This is a genomic window from Enterobacter sp. BNK-22, from assembly GCF_048684805.1.
GTDB lineage: Bacteria > Pseudomonadota > Gammaproteobacteria > Enterobacterales > Enterobacteriaceae > Enterobacter > Enterobacter quasiroggenkampii.
Map to the genome: position 1 here is coordinate 3,884,919 of NZ_JBLQTT010000001.1, position 18,156 is coordinate 3,903,074.

Consider the following 18,156-nt stretch of genomic DNA (forward strand, 5'->3'; position numbering starts at 1 on the left):
GATATGAACGCTCCATTTAGCTACTCTTCACCCACGCTCAGCGTTGAGGCGTTAAAGCACTCCATCGCCTACAAGCTGATGTTCACCATCGGGAAAGATCCGGTTATTGCCAACAAGCACGAGTGGCTGAACGCCACCCTGTTTGCCGTGCGTGACCGCTTAGTTGAACGCTGGCTGCGCTCAAACCGCGCCCAGCTCTCGCAGGAGACGCGTCAGGTTTACTACCTGTCGATGGAATTTTTGATTGGCCGCACGCTGTCCAATGCGCTGTTGTCGCTCGGTATTTATGACGACGTCAAAACCGCACTGGAAGAGATGGGGTTAGATTTAGAAGAACTGATCGATGAAGAGAACGACCCGGGCCTCGGTAACGGCGGTCTGGGACGTCTCGCCGCCTGCTTCCTTGATTCGCTGGCGACGCTGGCGCTGCCGGGCCGCGGCTACGGTATTCGCTACGATTACGGCATGTTCAAACAGAACATCGTCGACGGGCGTCAGAAAGAGTCCCCGGACTACTGGCTGGAGTACGGCAACCCGTGGGAGTTTAAGCGCCACAACACGCGCTACAAGGTGCGGTTTGGCGGACGTATTCAGCAGGAAGGGAAAAAATCCCGCTGGGTGGAAACGGAAGAGATCCTGGCCGTGGCCTACGACCAGATTATCCCCGGCTACGACACTGACGCCACCAACACGCTGCGCCTGTGGAGTGCCCAGGCCAGTAGCGAAATTAACCTCGGGAAATTTAACCAGGGTGACTACTTCGCGGCGGTGGAGGATAAAAACCACTCCGAGAACGTGTCCCGCGTGCTGTACCCGGATGACTCGACCTACTCGGGCCGCGAGCTGCGCCTGCGTCAGGAGTACTTCCTCGTTTCGGCGACCATTCAGGACATCCTTAGCCGCCACCATCAGCTGCACAAAACCTACGCCAACCTGGCGGAGAAAACCGCGATCCACCTTAATGACACCCACCCGGTGCTCTCTATTCCGGAACTGATGCGCCTGCTGATCGACGAGCATAAGTTCAGCTGGGATGACGCCTTTGAGGTGACCTGTCAGGTGTTCTCCTACACCAACCACACGCTGATGAGCGAAGCGCTGGAGACGTGGCCGGTGGACATGCTCGGCAAAATCCTGCCGCGTCATCTGCAGATTATCTTTGAGATTAACGACTACTTCCTCAAGACGTTGCAGGAGCAGTATCCGAACGACACCGGCCTGCTGAGCCGCGCGTCCATCATTGATGAGTCGAACGGTCGTCGCGTGCGCATGGCCTGGCTGGCGGTTGTCATCAGCCACAAGGTCAACGGCGTGTCCGAGCTCCACTCGAACCTGATGGTGCAGTCGCTGTTTGCGGATTTCGCGAAGATCTTCCCGACGCGGTTCTGCAACGTGACCAACGGCGTCACCCCGCGCCGCTGGCTGGCGCTGGCCAACCAGCCGCTCTCTGAGGTACTGGACGAGAATATTGGCCGCACCTGGCGTACCGATTTGAGCCAACTGAGCGAGCTGGAACAGCATATTGATTTCCCGACGGTGAACAAAGCCGTGCGCGAAGCCAAGCTGCTGAACAAAAAACGTCTGGCGGTCTGGCTGGCGATGCACCTCAACGTGGTGGCAAACCCGAAAGCGCTGTTCGACGTTCAGATCAAACGCATCCATGAATACAAGCGTCAGCTGATGAACGTGCTGCACGTGATCACCCATTACAACCGCATCAAGGCCGATCCTACGGCCGAATGGGTGCCGCGCGTGAAGATCTTCGCCGGTAAGGCGGCGTCGGCCTACTACATGGCGAAGCACATTATTCATCTCATCAACGACGTGGCGAAGGTAGTTAACCAGGATCCGGATATTGGCGACAAGCTGAAGGTGGTGTTCATTCCGAACTACAGCGTCAGCCTGGCGCAGCTGATCATCCCGGCGGCGGATCTCTCTGAACAGATTTCCACGGCGGGGACGGAGGCATCCGGCACCAGTAACATGAAGTTTGCCCTCAACGGCGCGCTGACCATCGGCACGCTGGACGGGGCGAACGTCGAGATGCTGGAGCACGTGGGCGAAGACAATATCTTTATCTTCGGTAATACGACGGAAGAGGTGGAGGCGCTGCGCAGGAAAGGCTACTCGCCGCGTCAATATTACGAAGAGGATGAAGAGTTGCGTCAGGTGCTGACGCAGATCGCGACCGGCGTGTTTAGCCCTGATGAACCGAGCCGCTACCGCGATCTGGTGGATTCGCTGATTAACTTTGGCGATCACTACCAGGTGCTGGCGGATTACCGCAGCTACGTGGACTGTCAGGACAAGGTGGACGAGCTGTATCGCCAGCCGGAGAAGTGGACCAGCGCCGCGATGTACAACATCGCCAATATGGGCTATTTCTCGTCAGACAGGACCATCAAGGAGTATGCCGAGACGATCTGGCATATTGATCCGGTGAGGTTGTAAAAACAAAGCCGGGTGGCGGCTTCGCCTTACCCGGCCTGGTTGATCCCGTAGGCCCGGTAAGCGTAGCGCCACCGGGCATTTTTTCACATCAGGACGCCAGCGACAGCTCACGCTTTCCCGCATGTTGCAGTAACCACTGCGCCACGCGAGACTGCTGTTCGGCGTTGAGCCACATCCCTTCTTTGGTACGGCGCCAGATAGCATCGTCCAGACGACGCACCCACTCGTGCTCAACCAGATAACGCAGCTCGGCTTCGTACAGCTCGTGGCCGAAATGTTCGCCCAGATCCGTAATGTCCTTCGCATCGCCCAGGAACAGCTCGGTATTGCTGCCGTAGGTGCGGGCATAGTGGCGCGCCATCCCTTCGGTGATGAACGGGAAGCGACGGCGCAGCTTCGCGGCGTAATCATCGCGGTTATCGCCGATATCACCGCCGGGCAGTACCGCGCCCTTGGTCCATGCCGGGCCAATGCCTTTGTAGTACGGCGCCAGTTTTTCCAGCGCGTGCTCGGCCAGCTTGCGGTAGGTGGTGAGCTTGCCGCCAAACACGGACAGCAGCGGCGCCTGACCGTCAACGTCGTGAATATCGAGCGTATAGTCGCGGGTGATGGCCTGCGGTGAATCAGATTCGTCATCGCACAGCGGACGCACGCCGGAGTAAGTCCAGACCACGTCGTCGCGCGACAGCTGTTTCTTAAAGTGCGCGTTATACACTTTAAGCAGGTAGTTGACTTCGCTCTCGTCGATCTCAACGTTCTTCGGATCGCCTTTGTACTCCACGTCGGTGGTGCCGATGATCGAGAATTCGTCCATCCACGGGATCACAAACACGATGCGCTTGTCTTCGTTCTGCAGAATGTACGCCTGCTTCTGGGTATGCACGCGCGGCACCACAATGTGGCTGCCTTTGATCAGGCGGATGCCGTACGGGGAAGGCAGATGCATGCCCTCGTCAAAGAACTGTTTCACCCACGGGCCGGTGGCGTTCACCAGGCCGCGCGCTTTCCAGCTGAATTTCTCGCCGGTATCGATATCTTCCGCCTCGACAATCCACAGTCCGTTTTCACGGCGGGCAGAAGTCGCGCGAGTGCGGGTTTTCACCTCGCCGCCTTTCTTCTCAACCATCTGCGCGTTCGCCAGCACCAGGCGGGCATCGTCCACCCAGCAGTCGGAATATTCGAATCCGCGCACGATTTCAGGCTTAAGGACCGATTCTGAGCCAAAACGCAAACCTTTCGAACCCGGGAGGCTGGTGCGTTTACCCAGATGATCGTACATAAACAGACCAATTCGGATCATCCACGCCGGACGCAGATGTGGGCGATGGGGCAGGCGGAAGCGCATCGGAATCGCCAGATGCGGGGCCATTTTCAGCAGCACTTCACGTTCGGCCAGCGCTTCACTGACCAGGCGGAATTCGTAGTGTTCCAGGTAGCGCAGGCCACCGTGAATCAGTTTGGAGCTGGCGGACGACGTCGCGCAGGCGAGATCGTTAGCTTCCAGCATCAGTACGGATAAACCGCGTCCTGCGGCATCGACCGCAATACCGGCACCGTTGATGCCACCGCCTATCACAATCAGATCTTTGGTTTCCATAACACCCTCATGCACTTTCGTTAAAGCTCAGAAATGTTCGATATCGCTCATAATAGCAAAGGAACGCGCTTTTGGTAACATCAAAAAAACAATTTAGAGTGATATGGATAACATAATGGCGTTTACCCGCCGCCAGGACGTACACTACGGGGTAAAATCTTGTCGTTGACCACTGTAAAGAGAACACCATGGATCAGTTTGAATGTATTAACGTAGAAGAAGCCCACCAGAAGATGCACCAGGGAAAAGCGGTGCTGGTGGACATCCGCGATCCGCAGAGTTTTGCGATGGGTCATACGCCGGGCGCGTTCCATCTCACCAACGACACGCTGGGCGCGTTTATGCGCGATAACGACTTCGACACGCCGGTGATGGTCATGTGCTATCACGGCAACAGCAGCAAAGGCGCGGCGCAGTACCTGCTTCAGCAGGGTTACGACGCGGTTTACAGCGTCGACGGCGGTTTCGATGCCTGGCATCGTCATTTCCCGGCGGAAGTGGAATACGCTTTTGAGCGCTGATCCCGCTATACTGTCCCCTTTTGTGTGGAAATAAGCGACCGCTGCCCATGTTGATGATCACCTCTTTTACCAACCCGCGCGTCGCCCAGGCGTTTGTCGACTATATGGCGACGCAGGGCGTTATTCTGACTATTCAGCAACATACGCAGACCGACGTCTGGCTGGCCGATGAGAGCCAGGCCGGGCGGGTAAACGAGGAGCTGGCGCGTTTTCTTGAGAACCCTGGCGACCCGCGCTATCTGGCGGCCAGCTGGCAATCCGGCCAGACCGGCAGCGGATTGCACTACAGCCGCTTTCCCTTCCTCGCCACCATTCGCGAGCGCGCGGGCCCGTTTACGCTGCTGCTGATGGCGGCCTGCATCATTGTCTTCATTATCATGAACGTGGTCGGCGACCAGAGCGTAATGATTGCCCTGGCGTGGCCCTATGACCCGTCTCTTGAGTTTGACGTCTGGCGCTACTTTAGCCACGCGCTGATGCACTTCTCGGTGATGCATATCCTCTTTAACCTGCTCTGGTGGTGGTATCTCGGCGGTGCCGTTGAAAAGCGTCTGGGCAGCGGCAAGCTGATCGTTATCACCCTCATCAGCGCCCTGTTAAGCGGCTACGTGCAGCACAAGTTCAGCGGGCCGTGGTTCGGCGGGCTGTCGGGGGTCGTGTATGCCCTGATGGGCTACGTCTGGCTTCGCGGGGAGCGCGACCCGGAAAGTGGCATCTATCTGCAACGCGGATTAATAACCTTTTCGTTAATATGGCTAATTGCCGGATGGTTTGATCTGTTTGGTATGTCTATCGCCAACGGTGCGCACGTCGCCGGGCTGGCCGTGGGGCTGGCGATGGCCTTTGCCGACACGCTCCATGCGCGAAAACGAACATAATTCTCAGGGATAATTGATGAAACAAACACAACGTCATGACGCCATTATCGAACTGGTAAAAAAACAGGGATACGTCAGCACCGAAGAGCTGGTGGAGCAGTTTGCCGTCAGCCCACAAACCATCCGTCGTGACCTGAACGACCTGGCCGATCAGAACCGTATTCTTCGCCACCACGGTGGCGCGGCGCTGCCGTCCAGCTCGGTTAACACCTCCTGGCACGACCGTAAAGCCACGCAGACGGCGGAAAAAGAGCGTATTGCCCGCAAGGTCGCCAGCCAGATCCCAAACGGGGCGACACTGTTTATTGATATCGGCACCACGCCGGAAGCGGTCGCCCATGCGCTGCTGGATCATGAGAACCTGCGCGTGGTCACCAACAACCTGAACGTGGCTAACACCCTGATGCAGAAAGACGATTTCCGCATCATCCTCGCGGGTGGGGAGCTGCGCAGCCGCGACGGCGGAATTATTGGCGAAGCCACCCTCGATTTTATCTCCCAGTTCCGCCTCGACTTCGGCATTCTGGGGATCAGCGGCATCGACAGCGACGGCTCGCTGCTGGAGTTTGATTACCACGAGGTACGCACCAAGCGCGCGATCATTGAAAACTCGCGCCACGTGATGCTGGTGGTGGATCATTCGAAGTTTGGCCGTAACGCGATGGTGAACATGGGCAGCATCAGCATGGTGGATGCGGTCTATACCGACGTGATGCCGCCAGCGGGCGTGATGCAGGTGATTAAAGATAATAATTTGCAGCTGGAATTGTGCTAACGGTTGTGTCGGGTGGCGCTGCGCTTACCCGACCTACAACACCCGTAGGCCCGTGCAAGCGTAGCGCCGCCAGGCAATGAATTACACTCCGTATCCCATCATCTTCAACAGCTGCTGTGCATGCTGTACCGCATCCTGACGATGCGCCACGCCCAGCTTCTGGTACAGGTTGCGGATATGCGTTTTGATGGTGGTCGCCGCCACCGCCAGCTCGCCGGCAATCTGCTCGTTGCTGTAGCCTGAATAGATCAGCCCCAGAACCTGCCATTCGCGCTGGGTGAGCGGGCTGGTGCGGATAAGCTCCGGCACTTCCGGGTGGTTAAGCAGACGTTCAACGAAGTTCTCATCAAAATGCGCGAACTTGTGGCGATGATGCTGGTTAATCTCGCGCAGAATGCGCTGGGCGCGATGCTGATCCAGCTCCGGCAGCGTGTTGAGCTGAATAAGCTGACGCAGCTGCTGGGCCATCACTTCACCCTCAATCACAAAGTGGCTGATAAACCCGGTGCGGTTTGCCAGCTGTAGCGCCTCCAGCAGCACGCGCTGGGCATCGTTTTTACGACCCGCCTGCCAGTAGAGCTGGTTCTGCAGCAGCAGGTTGCGGTTCAGATCGCTCATCAGGCGCAGGCTGCGCGCGTTCTCGTTCAGCTCTTCCAGCACAATCTCAGCAGGCTCTAATTCACCGAGCAGGATCTGCGCGCGGGCAATGTTGCGCCACTGGCTCTGCAGGAAGTGGTTGTTGGCAAATTCCGGTTTTGGCGTCTGACGCAGCCAGTTGGCGGCGGATTTTTTATCGCCGGTCATCTGCCAGTAAATCACCCGGACCTTATCGGCGTTTGACACCCAGTCACTATGATACTGACCGTTGCCGAGCAGGTTTTCCAGGCGGTTAAGATGGTTGCGGGCGTTATCGAGATCGCCGCGCGCCAGCGAGCACTGCACCAGCAGCGCCAGACACTGCAGCTGCTGCTGAGGCTGGAAGCTGGAAAGAACATCCACACCCTGGCGGGCGCAGCTTTCTGCTTCATCCAGACGCGACCATGCCCACAGCAGCTGAGCGCGAATACGCAACAGGAACTCGTGCATCGGCAACTGTTCCAGGTGCTGTTCACGAATCAGCTGGAACGCTTTTTCCTGGTTTTCCCAGGCAGCCTGCAGGAACCCCTGCGCGAATAAAATCTCGCTCTGCTGGATCAGGCTCCACAGCGCGTAGTGCCAGACATCATGACGACGCGCCATCTGTTCGGTTTGCTGCATCAGTGAAAGCGAACGCGTGAGGTCACCTTTGCAGTGCAGCACTTCGCCGTGTACGGAGGTCGCCACGATGCGGCTGTAGAAGTTGGCCAGCGGCAGTTCATCCAGCGCAACCATCGCCAGCCGTTCCGCTTCGTCCGGGTCGCCATCGTTAATGGCCACCTGAGCGCGCAGCGCGTTGAACTCGCCGTGCAGGGTGGTATCCATCTCGCTTTCCATCTCCTGCTCGGCACGCGCCAGCAGGGTGTTCACTTCGCTGTAGCGATGCTGGCTCTGCATCAGCCAGGCCTGCAGCAGCACCAGACGCGGATTCTCCAGCAGGCTTTCCCACGGCAGGGCTTTGAGGGACTCTTCCAGCAGCGTCAGCTCGCTGTGGTTAAACAGGCCCCACGCATGATTGAGGAGGATATCGCGCAGCATGCTGGCATCCCCTGCAGCGAGCGCGTGGTGGATGGCCTCGCTCGGGAAGCCCTGTGCCATCCAGCTTTCGGCAGCGGCGCGGTGGATCTCCGGCAGTTCAACCGCCAGCTCCCACTGACAGCGCTGGCGCAGGAAGCTACCAAACAGCGGATGATAGCTAAACCACTCGCCGGGATCGTCCATGCGCGTCAGGAAAAGGCCCTGACGTTCAATTTCTTCGAGCTGCAGCTGACCGTTTTCACAGCCCGTCACCCGCACGATGAGGGCATCGTTCATGGAGCGCAGCAGCGAGCTTTTCAGCAGGAAATTACGCGTCGAGGGATCGACACTGTTCAGCACCTCGTCCACCAGGTAATCAGAGAGGTGGCTGGCGTTGATGCCGGCCAGACGCCGCGCTGACTGATGGGCTGGACTGTTGTTTTGCCGGGCAGAGAGGGCGATGAGCTGCAGCGCCGTGGCCCAGCCCGCGACGTCATCACACAGGCGGCTGCTTTCAGCGGCCTCAATGGGTGAGGTCAGGCGGCAGTCAAAGAACTGTTTTGCTTCCTGGTGGGTAAAGGCCAGCTGCTGGCTACCCACTTCCAGAAGCTGATCGCGCACGCGCAGGTTGGCAATACCCAGCTGCGGCAGATTGCGTGACAGCACCACTAACGTCAGGTTTTCCGGCTGATGGCGCAGGAAGAAACGCATTGATTCATGAATCACCGGGTTAGTGATGAGATGGTAATCATCAATCACCACGTAAAGCGGGCGATGCCATTCAGCCAGTTCGATAAACAGCTGAGAGAAAAGGGAGGACAGGCTGGCGTACTGGCGCTTTTGCACCATCACCTCACTGGCAACGCAGTGTCCATGGGTGGCTTGCTGTATCGCGGCAATCAGATAGCTGGCAAAGCGCTCCTGCTGGTTATCGCCTTCATCAAGAGAGTACCAGCCAAGATCGCTCTTACCTGCGGCCCATTGCGAAATGAGCGTTGTTTTTCCATAACCTGCAGGGCTCGTAACCAGCGCCAGTCGGAAATTATGCGCGCCGGAAAGTTTAGCCAACAGACGCTCGCGGACCACTGTGTGGTCAAGACGAACCGGGCGACTTAATTTAGACGGAATCAACATAGGTTTCACTTCACTGTGGGGAACGAGAGATTTTATTTTTTTTGCGCTTCGTAATTAATGGTTATAAGGTCGGCCAATAAGTTAACTATTGCAAGTTATGTCTGGATTTGGTGGCTGTGAATTTGCACTCTGTCACAAAACATTCAGACAGAGGAGGGAACTTTCTGAAAAGGTCTTTAATGCCCCGTCAATGCTGGCTTGTATGGCTGTGCTACGGCTGCGCTGAAACTGGTTTCAGAAAGGGATAGTGACGTCGAATTTAATATACTTCTGGTAAAGTTAAGGGAGATTAATAATCTCCTTAGCGATTTCCCGATTGCCGCAATATTATTCTACGTAAGTAATTATTTCGGCGGGGTTTAATTTCACCCGAAACCGCATTTCATTTCTTTGACATTCTCCTCGGTTACTTTTTTATCTTCCGGGCACACTCGAACTATGCTCTGAGAGTGGCCTTGATCACACTTTTCTGCTCATCCCCGCTACTCCTCCCTGTCTAATCCCCCTCGGGAGGAGGAAGAGGGGAAATGAGCCAGGCACACTAGCGCCAACTTGTGTTTTCTTTCTAAAGGATGCCGATCCCCTATGTCACAGCCTACCTTCAACAAAGCTCAATTCCAGGCTGCCCTGACGCGTCAGTGGCAGCGTTTTGGCCTTCATGCTGCAAACGAGATGACGCCTCACCAGTGGTGGCAGGCAGTGAGCGGTGCGCTCGCAGAGCAGCTGGATGCTCAACCCCTGGCAAAACCGGTAAAAGGCCAGCGCCATGTAAACTACATTTCAATGGAATTCCTGATTGGCCGTCTGACGGGCAACAACCTGTTGAACCTCGGCTGGTATCAGGAGGTCGGTGACGTCCTTAAAGAACACGACATTAACCTGACCGACCTGCTGGAAGAAGAGATTGATCCGGCGCTGGGCAACGGCGGTCTGGGACGCCTGGCGGCCTGCTTCCTTGACTCCATGGCGACCGTCGGCCAGTCGGCGATTGGCTACGGCCTGAACTACCAGTACGGCCTGTTCCGTCAGTCGTTTGCTGACGGCCACCAGATGGAAGCGCCGGACGACTGGCATCGCAATACCTATCCGTGGTTCCGCCATAACGCGCAGCTTGACGTGCAGGTTGGCATTGGCGGGAAAGTGACGAAACAAGGTCTCTGGGAACCGGCGTTCACCATCACCGGCGAAGCCTGGGATCTGCCGGTGCTTGGCTACCGTAACGGCGTGGCGCAGCCGCTGCGTCTGTGGCAGGCGAAACACGCTCACCCGTTTAACCTGACTAAATTCAACGACGGCGATTTCCTGCGGGCCGAGCAGCAGGGCATCGACGCCGAGAAGCTGACCAAAGTCCTCTATCCGAACGACAACCACCTGGCCGGTAAAAAGCTGCGCCTGATGCAGCAGTACTTCCAGTGCGCCTGCTCCGTGGCGGACATTCTGCGTCGCCATCACCTGGCGGGCCGCAAGCTGGCGCAGCTGCCGGACTTCGAAGTCATTCAGCTCAACGACACGCACCCGACCATTGCCATCCCGGAACTGCTGCGCGTGCTGATCGACGAGCATCAGCTGAGCTGGGACGACGCCTGGGCCATTACCAGCCGTACCTTTGCCTACACCAACCACACGCTGATGCCAGAAGCGCTGGAGTGCTGGGATGAGAAGCTGGTGAAAACGCTGCTGCCGCGCCACATGCAGATCATCAACAAGATTAACGACCAGTTTAAAAAGCTCGTGGATAAAACCTGGCCGGGCAACAAGGCGGTCTGGGCGAAGCTGGCGGTGGTTCACGATAAGCAGGTACGCATGGCGAACATGTGCGTGGTGAGCGGCTTTGCGGTGAACGGCGTGGCGGCGCTGCACTCGGATCTGGTGGTCAAAGACCTCTTCCCGGAATACCACCAGCTGTGGCCAACCAAATTCCACAACGTGACCAACGGCATCACGCCGCGTCGCTGGATCAAGCAGTGCAACCCGCTGCTGGCGGGCCTGCTGGACAAGACCCTGAAGAAAGAGTGGGCCAACGATCTGGACCAGCTCATCAACCTGGAAAAATACGCTGACGACGCGAAATTCCGCGAGCAGTACCGGGCGATCAAGCTGGAGAACAAAGTTCGCCTGGCGGAGTTTGTGAAAATGCGTACCGGGATTGAGATCAACCCGAATGCGATTTTCGATATTCAGATCAAGCGTCTGCACGAGTACAAACGCCAGCACCTGAACCTGCTGCACATTCTGGCGCTGTACAAAGAGATCCGCGAGAACCCGCAGGCCGATCGCGTCCCGCGCGTGTTCCTGTTCGGTGCGAAAGCGGCCCCGGGCTACTATCTGGCGAAAAACATCATCCTCGCCATCAATAAAGTGGCGGCGGCGATCAACAGCGATCCGAAAGTGGGCGACAAGCTGAAGGTGGTGTTCCTGCCGGATTACTGCGTCTCGGCGGCTGAAATGCTGATCCCGGCGGCAGATATCTCCGAGCAGATCTCAACCGCAGGGAAAGAAGCCTCCGGTACCGGCAACATGAAGCTGGCGCTGAACGGCGCGCTGACCGTCGGCACGCTCGACGGGGCCAACGTCGAAATCGCCGAGAAGGTGGGCGAAGAGAATATCTTTATCTTCGGCCACACCGTGGAAGAGGTGAAAGCCATCAAGGCCAAAGGCTACGACCCGGTGAAATGGCGTAAGAAAGACAAAGTGCTTGATGCGGTGCTGAAAGAGCTGGAGAGCGGCAAATACAGCGACGGCGACAAGCACGCGTTTGACCAGATGCTGCACAGCATGGACAAACACGGCGGTGACCCGTATCTGGTGATGGCGGACTTCACGGCCTATGTCGACGCGCAAAAACAGGTCGATGTGCTGTATCGCGACCAGGAAGCGTGGACCCGCGCGTGCATCCTGAACACCGCGCGCTGCGGTATGTTCAGCTCTGACCGCTCAATCCGTGATTATCAGGCCCGTATCTGGCAGGCAAAACGCTAAGGAAGCGCGATGGAGAGTAAACGTCTGGACAGTGCCGCGCAGGCGGCGGGAATTAGCCTCAGTTACATTAATGCTCACGGCAAACCACAGTCTATTGGCGCCGACACCAAAAGACGTTTGCTGGACGCTATGCACAAAACCGACGCGAAAGCGTCGGCTGCGCCGGTGCCGAACGTGAAGGTATTCACTGCAGGCAAAAAGATGCCGCTCGCGGTGGAGGGGCGCGGCGAGTTTAGCTGGCTGCTCACGACCGAAGAGGGGCATCAGCACAAAGGCCACGCCACCGGCGGCAAAACGCTCAACCTTCCGGCGAAGCTGCCGGAGGGCTATCACACCCTGACGCTCACCCAGGACGATCGGCGTTTCCACTGCCGGGTGATCGTCGCGCCAAAACGCTGCTACGAGCCGCAGGCGCTGCTTGAAGGCAAAAAGCTGTGGGGCGCCTGCGTGCAGCTCTATACGCTGCGGTCCGACAGCAACTGGGGCATCGGTGATTTTGGCGATCTGAAGAACATGCTGGCATCCGTGGGCGAGCGCGGCGGCGCGTTTATCGGCCTCAATCCGATCCACGCCCTCTACCCGGCCAACCCGGAGAGCGCCAGCCCGTACAGCCCGTCGTCCCGTCGCTGGCTGAACGTGATTTATATCGACGTTAACGCCTTAGATGATTTCAAAAACAGCCATGAGGCGCAGGCCTGGTGGAAACTCAGCACCACGCAGCAGGCGCTGAAGCAGGCGCGCGAAGCCGACTGGGTGGATTACTCCACCGTCACGGCGCTGAAAATGGCCGCGCTGCGCCTGGCGTGGAAAGGCTTTTCGCAGCGCGATGACGAGCAGATGGCGGCGTTCCGCCAGTTTGTGACGCAGGAGGGCGAGAGCCTGTACTGGCAGGCGGCGTTCGATGCGCTGCATGCGTATCAGGTGAAAGAGGACGAAATGCGCTGGGGCTGGCCGGTCTGGCCTGAAGCGTATCAATCCGTCGACACGCCGGAAGTGAAAGCGTTCTGTAAAAAATATGCCGATGAAGTGGACTTCTACCTGTGGCTGCAGTGGCTGGCGTACAGCCAGTTTGCCGCCTGCTGGCAGGTGAGCCAGGGCTATAAAATGCCGATTGGCCTGTACCGTGACCTGGCCGTGGGCGTGGCGGAAGGCGGCGCGGAAACCTGGTGCGACCGTGAGCTTTACTGCCTGAAGGCCTCCGTGGGGGCACCACCGGATATCCTGGGGCCGCTCGGCCAGAACTGGGGATTACCGCCGATGGATCCGCACGTCATGGCGGCGCGCGCCTACGAGCCGTTCATCGACCTGCTGCGCGCGAACATGCAGAACTGCGGCGCGCTGCGTATCGACCACGTGATGTCCGTGCTGCGCCTGTGGTGGATCCCGTACGGTGAAACGGCGGATCACGGGGCGTACGTGCAGTATCCGGTTGACGATCTGCTGTCGATCCTGGCTCTGGAAAGCAAGCGTCATCAGTGCATGGTGATCGGTGAAGATCTCGGTACCGTGCCGGTGGAAATTGTCAGCAAGCTCCGTGACAGCGGCGTCTACTCCTATAAAGTGCTCTATTTTGAAAACGATCATGAGAAAACCTTCCGCGCGCCGCAAGCGTACCCTGAACAGTCAATGGCAGTCGCGACGACGCATGACCTTCCTACGCTTCGTGGCTATTGGGAAAGCGGCGATCTGACCCTTGGCAAAACGCTGGGCCTGTATCCTGATGAAGAGGTGTTACGCGGCCTGTATCAGGATCGCGAACTCTCCAAACAGGGGCTGCTGGATGCGCTGCACAAGCAGTGCTGTCTGCCAAAACGTGCCGGGCATAAGGCGTCGCTGATGTCCATGACCTCCACGCTCAACCGTGGTTTGCAGCGTTACATTGCCGACAGCAATAGCGCCCTGCTGGGGCTGCAGCCGGAAGACTGGATTGATATGGCGGAGCCGGTGAACATCCCGGGCACCAGCTATCAGTACAAGAACTGGCGTCGCAAGCTGTCCACCACGCTTGAGGCGATGTTTGCCGATGACGGGGTGAACAGGCTGATTAAGGATTTGGATAAGCGGCGAAAAGCTGCCGGGAAGAAGTAATAAAAAACCCGCCAGTGGCGGGTTTTTTATTATCCGGTAGTGCTCATGTAGGTCGGGTAAGGCGTAGCCGCCACCCGACTTAGGGCATCAGACCACCATATTCAACAGCAGCACCCCGACCAGACCGCACACCGAAATAATGGTTTCCAGCGCGGACCAGGACTTGATGGTTTCACCGATCGTCAGGTTGAAGTACTCCTTGAACAGCCAGAAGCCCGGGTCGTTAACGTGAGAGAAAATCACGCTACCGGAACCGACGGCGATAACCATCAGCTCAGGGCTCACGCCCGTGGTGGCAATCAACGGCGCAACGATGCCGCCGGCGGTGATCGCCGCAACGGTCGCAGAGCCCAGCGCAATACGCAGAACTGCGGCAATAGACCAGGCCATCAGAAGCGGCGACACGTTGGTTTCATGCATCATCGCGGCGATGTATTTGTCCACGCCGCTGTCGACCAGAACCTGTTTGAACGCACCGCCACCGCCGATGATCAGGAGCATCATGGCAATGATTTTGATGGAAGAGGTCAGCGTGTCGTTGATCTGATCCATGGAGCGGCCACGGTTCAGACCGAAGGTGAACATCGCGATCAGCACGGCAATCAGCGTTGCCATCACCGGATCACCCAGGAATTCCGCCACGGACAGGAACGCATGACCTTTCGGCAGGATCATCTCTGCCACGGCGCGCATCGCCATCAGGATCACCGGTACCAGAGAGGTCCAGACGCTGACGCCAAAGCCAGGCATCTCTTCTTCGGTGAAGGTTTTAGCGCTGTACAGACCTTCCGGGATAGGCTTATCAATCCCTTTCAGGAAGCGGGCATAAACCGGGCCTGCCAGAATCACCGTCGGGATCGCCAGAATCGTACCGAACAGCAGGGTTTTACCCATATCCGCGTGGAAGATGGTCGCGATAGCGGTTGGACCCGGGTGCGGCGGCAGGAAGCCGTGGGTCACGGACAGCGCCGCGGCCATAGGCACACCGACATACAGCAGCGGGATGCTCGCGGCAGCCGCAATGGTGAACACCAGCGGCAGCATCAATACGAAGCCCACTTCATAGAACAGCGCGAAACCGACGGTAAAGCCGGTTAACACCACTGCCCACTGAATGTTCTTCTTACCAAATTTGTCGATAAGCGTGGTGGCAATACGCTGGGCGCCGCCGCAGTCCGCCAGCATCTTACCGAGCATGGCGCCGAAGCCCATGATCAACGCCAGGCTGCCGAGCGTGCCGCCGACACCGGCTTTAATCGAGCTGATAACTTTCACCAGCGGCATCCCCTGCATCAGACCGACTGCAAGCGCCACCAGAACCAGAGCGATAAATCCGTTCATTTTGAAGCGGATCATCAAGAGCAGTAATAACACAACACCGATAGCAACGATGACTAATGGCATGATTTACCTGGCCTTTGAATTGTTATGGGTAACGTCATTGTTTCAACGACAAATTCCGATTGTCCCAACTGGGAACAGAGAAGTAACGGCACTAATACTGATGCCTTTTAAACGATTAAGTTTAGTCGGCTGTTATGAGTGTGTTTAGTGCCCATGAGAATGATACGGGTAACATGGCGTGATTGAGAATCACCCTGGAAGGCAAAATGTGAATTATGAGACGCAGGTCAACATATAGAGGGGAACGAAGAGGGGGAGCAGGGTTTTGTAGGCCCGGTAAGCGTAGCGCCACCGGGCAATACAGACGGGCACTGAATCAGTAGTAGGAGTGCTCGCCGCGCTGGTGTTCGGTCAGGTCACGCACGCCTTTCAGTTCCGGGAACTCGTTCAGCAGCTGCTTCTCGATCCCTTCTTTCAGGGTGACATCGACCATTGAACAACCGTTACAACCGCCGCCAAACTGCAGAATGGCAAAACCTTCGTCGGTGATTTCCATCAGGGAAACACGGCCGCCGTGGCCAGCCAGCTGTGGGTTGATCTGGGATTGCAGCAGATACTCAACGCGCTCCATCAGCGGGGCATCGTCAGACACTTTACGCATTTTCGCGTTCGGCGCTTTCAGGGTCAGCTGAGAACCCAGCTGATCGGTGACGAAGTCAATCTCCGCATCTTCAAGATACGGTGCGCTCAGCTCATCAACATAGGCGGTGAGCTGTTCAAATTTAAGGGCAGTGTCGGTGGCTTCCACAGCGTCCGGAGGACAATAAGAAACACCACATTCTGCATTCGGAGTGCCTGGATTAATCACAAACACGCGGATCTGCGTCCCTTCTTCCTGATTTGCCAGCAGTTTGGCAAAGTGCGCTTGTGCAGAATCGGAAATACGGATCATAGCTTTGGCCTAATAGTTGACTAAATTACCTGGGTATAATCATACGCCCATTGAAGAAGGGCTACAAGGTACGGCACAGACACCATACCTGAACCGACGCGGCGCCGCTTTGCAAAAGCAGTCGGGAAAGTTCAGCAACGGTACTGCCTGTGGTGACGACATCATCCACAATCGCGATATGGAGACCGTCGACCGGCAATTCAAGGCGAAAGGCATTTTTGAGGTTTCTTTTGCGAAGCCGGGCGCTGAGCTGATGCTGGATGGCGGTGGCATGAACACGTGTCAGCGTGCGGGCATCATACTGACAGCCAAGCCACCGGGCGAGGGGACGGCAGATTAGGTCACTCTGGTTATAGCCCCGCCGCCAGTGCCGACGTCGGTACAGGGGGACATTTACCACCCTGTCGATTTTCGGCAATGCGCGGTGGCGCCGCGCCTGCAAAACCGCCAGCAGTAGCAGTCGGGCAAGGGGCTGAGCTAGCGCACTCTGGCCGGAAAACTTCAGCGCGTGAATCAGCCTGCTCAGCGGCGGAACATAATCATCCACTGCCACCAGCGCACTCCACGGCGGGGATTTTTTCAGGCAGCGGCCGCAGGGCAAAGAGGGATTGGTAGCCGGTAAACCGCATTGTGGACAGGTCCCGATACGCCATTGCAGCGATCGCGTGCAGACGGAGCAGATGCCCCATCCGCTGAGTGCCAGCGGCATTCTGCATAGCCAGCACAACCCAGGTACTGTTAGCATGTGCAACCTCCATGTGAAAAAAGAGAACAGTAACTGATGAAGACGCTGTGGTGGCAGACCGTAGGGACAGGAAATTGCCATCTTGTGCTGCTGCACGGATGGGGCCTGAATGCAGAGATATGGCATTGCATACGTGAGGAACTTGCCTCGCATTTCACGCTGCATCTGGTGGACTTACCTGGCTTTGGCCGCAGCCGCGGTTTTGGGGCCATGTCGCTTGATGAGATGGCACAGCAGGTTCTGGACGCTGCGCCGCAAAACGCTGTCTGGCTGGGCTGGAGCCTGGGCGGGCTGGTGGCAAGCCAGATTGCGCTGTCGCGGCCTGACCGCGTAAAAGCGCTGGTGACGGTGGCGTCGTCGCCCTGTTTTAGCGCGCAGGACGCGTGGCCGGGGATAAAACCCGAGGTACTGGCGGGCTTCCAGCAGCAGCTGAGCGAAGATTTCCAGCGGACCGTAGAGCGGTTCCTCGCCCTGCAGACGATGGGAACTGAAACCGCCCGTAAGGATGCCCGTACGCTGAAGCAAACCGTGCTGTCGCTGCCGATGCCGGAGGTTGAGGTGCTTAATGGCGGTCTTGAGCTGCTGAAAACGGTTGACCTGCGCGCGCCGCTGGCCTCCCTGACGATACCGCATCTGCGTATTTATGGTTACCTTGACGGAATTGTGCCGCGCAAAGTGGCTCCGCTGCTGGATGATCTGTGGCCGAAAAGCCAATCAATGGTGGTCGCTAAAGCGGCACACGCGCCGTTTATCTCACATCCTGACGAGTTTTGTTCGGCGCTGACCGTCTTTATTCGCGAAGTGACCACCACTCCGTGAGGCAGGCTTTTCCTTCCGGGCAATGTTTACAGCTGCCGGACAGACAACCGTCCGGCTCTTCCTGAATCCGCACCGCTTTCCCCATGGCTTCCAGTCTTTCCAGCATGGCATCGATCATCGGCTGCGGCGTATGCAGGCTGAGGCTCAGCTGTTTCGCCTCCATTCGCCCCTGCAGCGCCAGCAGATCACGAACCTGAATCAACGATGCCATGATGTGTGC

13 protein-coding genes are annotated in these 18,156 nt (G+C 57.4%); 7 read left to right on the top strand and 6 right to left on the bottom strand.

Translation table 11 applies throughout. The features are described from left to right. The first annotated feature begins 3 nt into the window (after positions 1-3). Positions 4-2,451, top strand: a complete 2,448-nt coding sequence (gene glgP / locus ACMGGE_RS18285) for a glycogen phosphorylase (RefSeq protein ID WP_025910282.1) — start codon at positions 4-6, stop codon at positions 2,449-2,451. Between the two features lie 88 nt (positions 2,452-2,539). Here the strand turns inward: glgP and glpD are convergent, their stop codons facing one another. After that, positions 2,540-4,048, bottom strand: coding sequence for a glycerol-3-phosphate dehydrogenase (glpD, locus tag ACMGGE_RS18290; RefSeq protein WP_045909016.1), 1,509 nt, complete (start codon positions 4,046-4,048; stop codon positions 2,540-2,542). Positions 4,049-4,236: 188 nt separating this feature from the next. Here glpD and glpE point away from each other — a divergent pair, with 188 nt between their 5' ends. Genes glpE through ACMGGE_RS18305 form a run of 3 tightly spaced genes read left to right on the top strand, consistent with a single transcriptional unit; the run spans position 4,237 to position 6,222 of the window. Further along, complete coding sequence (gene glpE, locus ACMGGE_RS18295; protein WP_008503062.1) at positions 4,237-4,569, top strand: thiosulfate sulfurtransferase GlpE; 333 nt, start codon at positions 4,237-4,239, stop codon at positions 4,567-4,569. 47 nt (positions 4,570-4,616) lie between these two features. Further along, the gene (gene glpG, locus ACMGGE_RS18300) at positions 4,617-5,447 is read left to right on the top strand and encodes a rhomboid family intramembrane serine protease GlpG (protein WP_420294022.1); all 831 of its coding nucleotides are present in this window, start codon (positions 4,617-4,619) and stop codon (positions 5,445-5,447) included. A 16-nt stretch (positions 5,448-5,463) separates the two neighbouring features. Continuing rightward, positions 5,464-6,222: a DeoR/GlpR family transcriptional regulator gene (locus tag ACMGGE_RS18305; RefSeq protein ID WP_008503060.1), complete on the top strand. Its 759-nt coding sequence runs from the start codon at positions 5,464-5,466 to the stop codon at positions 6,220-6,222. A gap of 81 nt (positions 6,223-6,303) precedes the next feature. Here the strand turns inward: ACMGGE_RS18305 and malT are convergent, their stop codons facing one another. After that, positions 6,304-9,009 (bottom strand): HTH-type transcriptional regulator MalT, encoded by a 2,706-nt coding sequence (gene malT, locus ACMGGE_RS18310; protein WP_045909015.1) that lies wholly within the window; start codon positions 9,007-9,009, stop codon positions 6,304-6,306. A 585-nt stretch (positions 9,010-9,594) separates the two neighbouring features. Between malT and malP the strand changes: the two genes are divergently transcribed. Further along, positions 9,595-11,988, top strand: coding sequence for a maltodextrin phosphorylase (gene malP, locus ACMGGE_RS18315; protein WP_420294023.1), 2,394 nt, complete (start codon positions 9,595-9,597; stop codon positions 11,986-11,988). Positions 11,989-11,997: 9 nt separating this feature from the next. Further along, a complete protein-coding gene (malQ, locus tag ACMGGE_RS18320; RefSeq protein ID WP_420294024.1) occupies positions 11,998-14,076 on the top strand; it encodes a 4-alpha-glucanotransferase in 2,079 nt (692 codons plus the stop codon). An 87-nt stretch (positions 14,077-14,163) separates the two neighbouring features. On the opposite strand, the gene gntT is transcribed toward malQ, so the two are convergent. From gntT to gntX, 3 genes are all read right to left on the bottom strand, one after another. Next, positions 14,164-15,480: a gluconate transporter gene (gntT, locus tag ACMGGE_RS18325; protein ID WP_024907902.1), complete on the bottom strand. Its 1,317-nt coding sequence runs from the start codon at positions 15,478-15,480 to the stop codon at positions 14,164-14,166. 316 nt (positions 15,481-15,796) lie between these two features. After that, entirely contained in the window at positions 15,797-16,372 is a 576-nt protein-coding gene (nfuA, locus tag ACMGGE_RS18330) for a Fe-S biogenesis protein NfuA (RefSeq protein WP_008503055.1), read from the bottom strand. A gap of 61 nt (positions 16,373-16,433) precedes the next feature. Further along, positions 16,434-17,117: a DNA utilization protein GntX gene (gene gntX / locus ACMGGE_RS18335; protein WP_196353029.1), complete on the bottom strand. Its 684-nt coding sequence runs from the start codon at positions 17,115-17,117 to the stop codon at positions 16,434-16,436. Positions 17,118-17,153: 36 nt separating this feature from the next. On the opposite strand from gntX, the gene bioH reads away from it, so the two are divergent. Then, positions 17,154-17,936, top strand: a complete 783-nt coding sequence (bioH, locus tag ACMGGE_RS18340; RefSeq protein WP_069720566.1) for a pimeloyl-ACP methyl ester esterase BioH — start codon at positions 17,154-17,156, stop codon at positions 17,934-17,936. Here bioH and feoC read toward each other — a convergent pair. Beyond that, a complete protein-coding gene (feoC, locus tag ACMGGE_RS18345; protein WP_045909345.1) occupies positions 17,908-18,147 on the bottom strand; it encodes a [Fe-S]-dependent transcriptional repressor FeoC in 240 nt (79 codons plus the stop codon). The genes bioH and feoC overlap by 29 nt on opposite strands. Positions 18,148-18,156 lie beyond the last annotated feature (9 nt).

What these genes read in the sequence shown, in the direction of transcription:
- glgP (WP_025910282.1), top strand. Translation starts at nt 4, where the DNA reads ATGAACGCTCCATTTAGCTACTCTTCACCCACGCTCAGCGTTGAGGCG.
- malP (WP_420294023.1), top strand. Translation starts at nt 9,595, where the DNA reads ATGTCACAGCCTACCTTCAACAAAGCTCAATTCCAGGCTGCCCTGACG.
- glpE (WP_008503062.1), top strand. Translation starts at nt 4,237, where the DNA reads ATGGATCAGTTTGAATGTATTAACGTAGAAGAAGCCCACCAGAAGATG.
- glpD (WP_045909016.1), bottom strand. Translation starts at nt 4,048, where the DNA reads ATGGAAACCAAAGATCTGATTGTGATAGGCGGTGGCATCAACGGTGCC.
- gntX (WP_196353029.1), bottom strand. Translation starts at nt 17,117, where the DNA reads ATGCTAACAGTACCTGGGTTGTGCTGGCTATGCAGAATGCCGCTGGCA.
- nfuA (WP_008503055.1), bottom strand. Translation starts at nt 16,372, where the DNA reads ATGATCCGTATTTCCGATTCTGCACAAGCGCACTTTGCCAAACTGCTG.
- malQ (WP_420294024.1), top strand. Translation starts at nt 11,998, where the DNA reads ATGGAGAGTAAACGTCTGGACAGTGCCGCGCAGGCGGCGGGAATTAGC.
- bioH (WP_069720566.1), top strand. Translation starts at nt 17,154, where the DNA reads ATGAAGACGCTGTGGTGGCAGACCGTAGGGACAGGAAATTGCCATCTT.
- glpG (WP_420294022.1), top strand. Translation starts at nt 4,617, where the DNA reads ATGTTGATGATCACCTCTTTTACCAACCCGCGCGTCGCCCAGGCGTTT.
- feoC (WP_045909345.1), bottom strand. Translation starts at nt 18,147, where the DNA reads ATGGCATCGTTGATTCAGGTTCGTGATCTGCTGGCGCTGCAGGGGCGA.
- ACMGGE_RS18305 (WP_008503060.1), top strand. Translation starts at nt 5,464, where the DNA reads ATGAAACAAACACAACGTCATGACGCCATTATCGAACTGGTAAAAAAA.
- gntT (WP_024907902.1), bottom strand. Translation starts at nt 15,480, where the DNA reads ATGCCATTAGTCATCGTTGCTATCGGTGTTGTGTTATTACTGCTCTTG.
- malT (WP_045909015.1), bottom strand. Translation starts at nt 9,009, where the DNA reads ATGTTGATTCCGTCTAAATTAAGTCGCCCGGTTCGTCTTGACCACACA.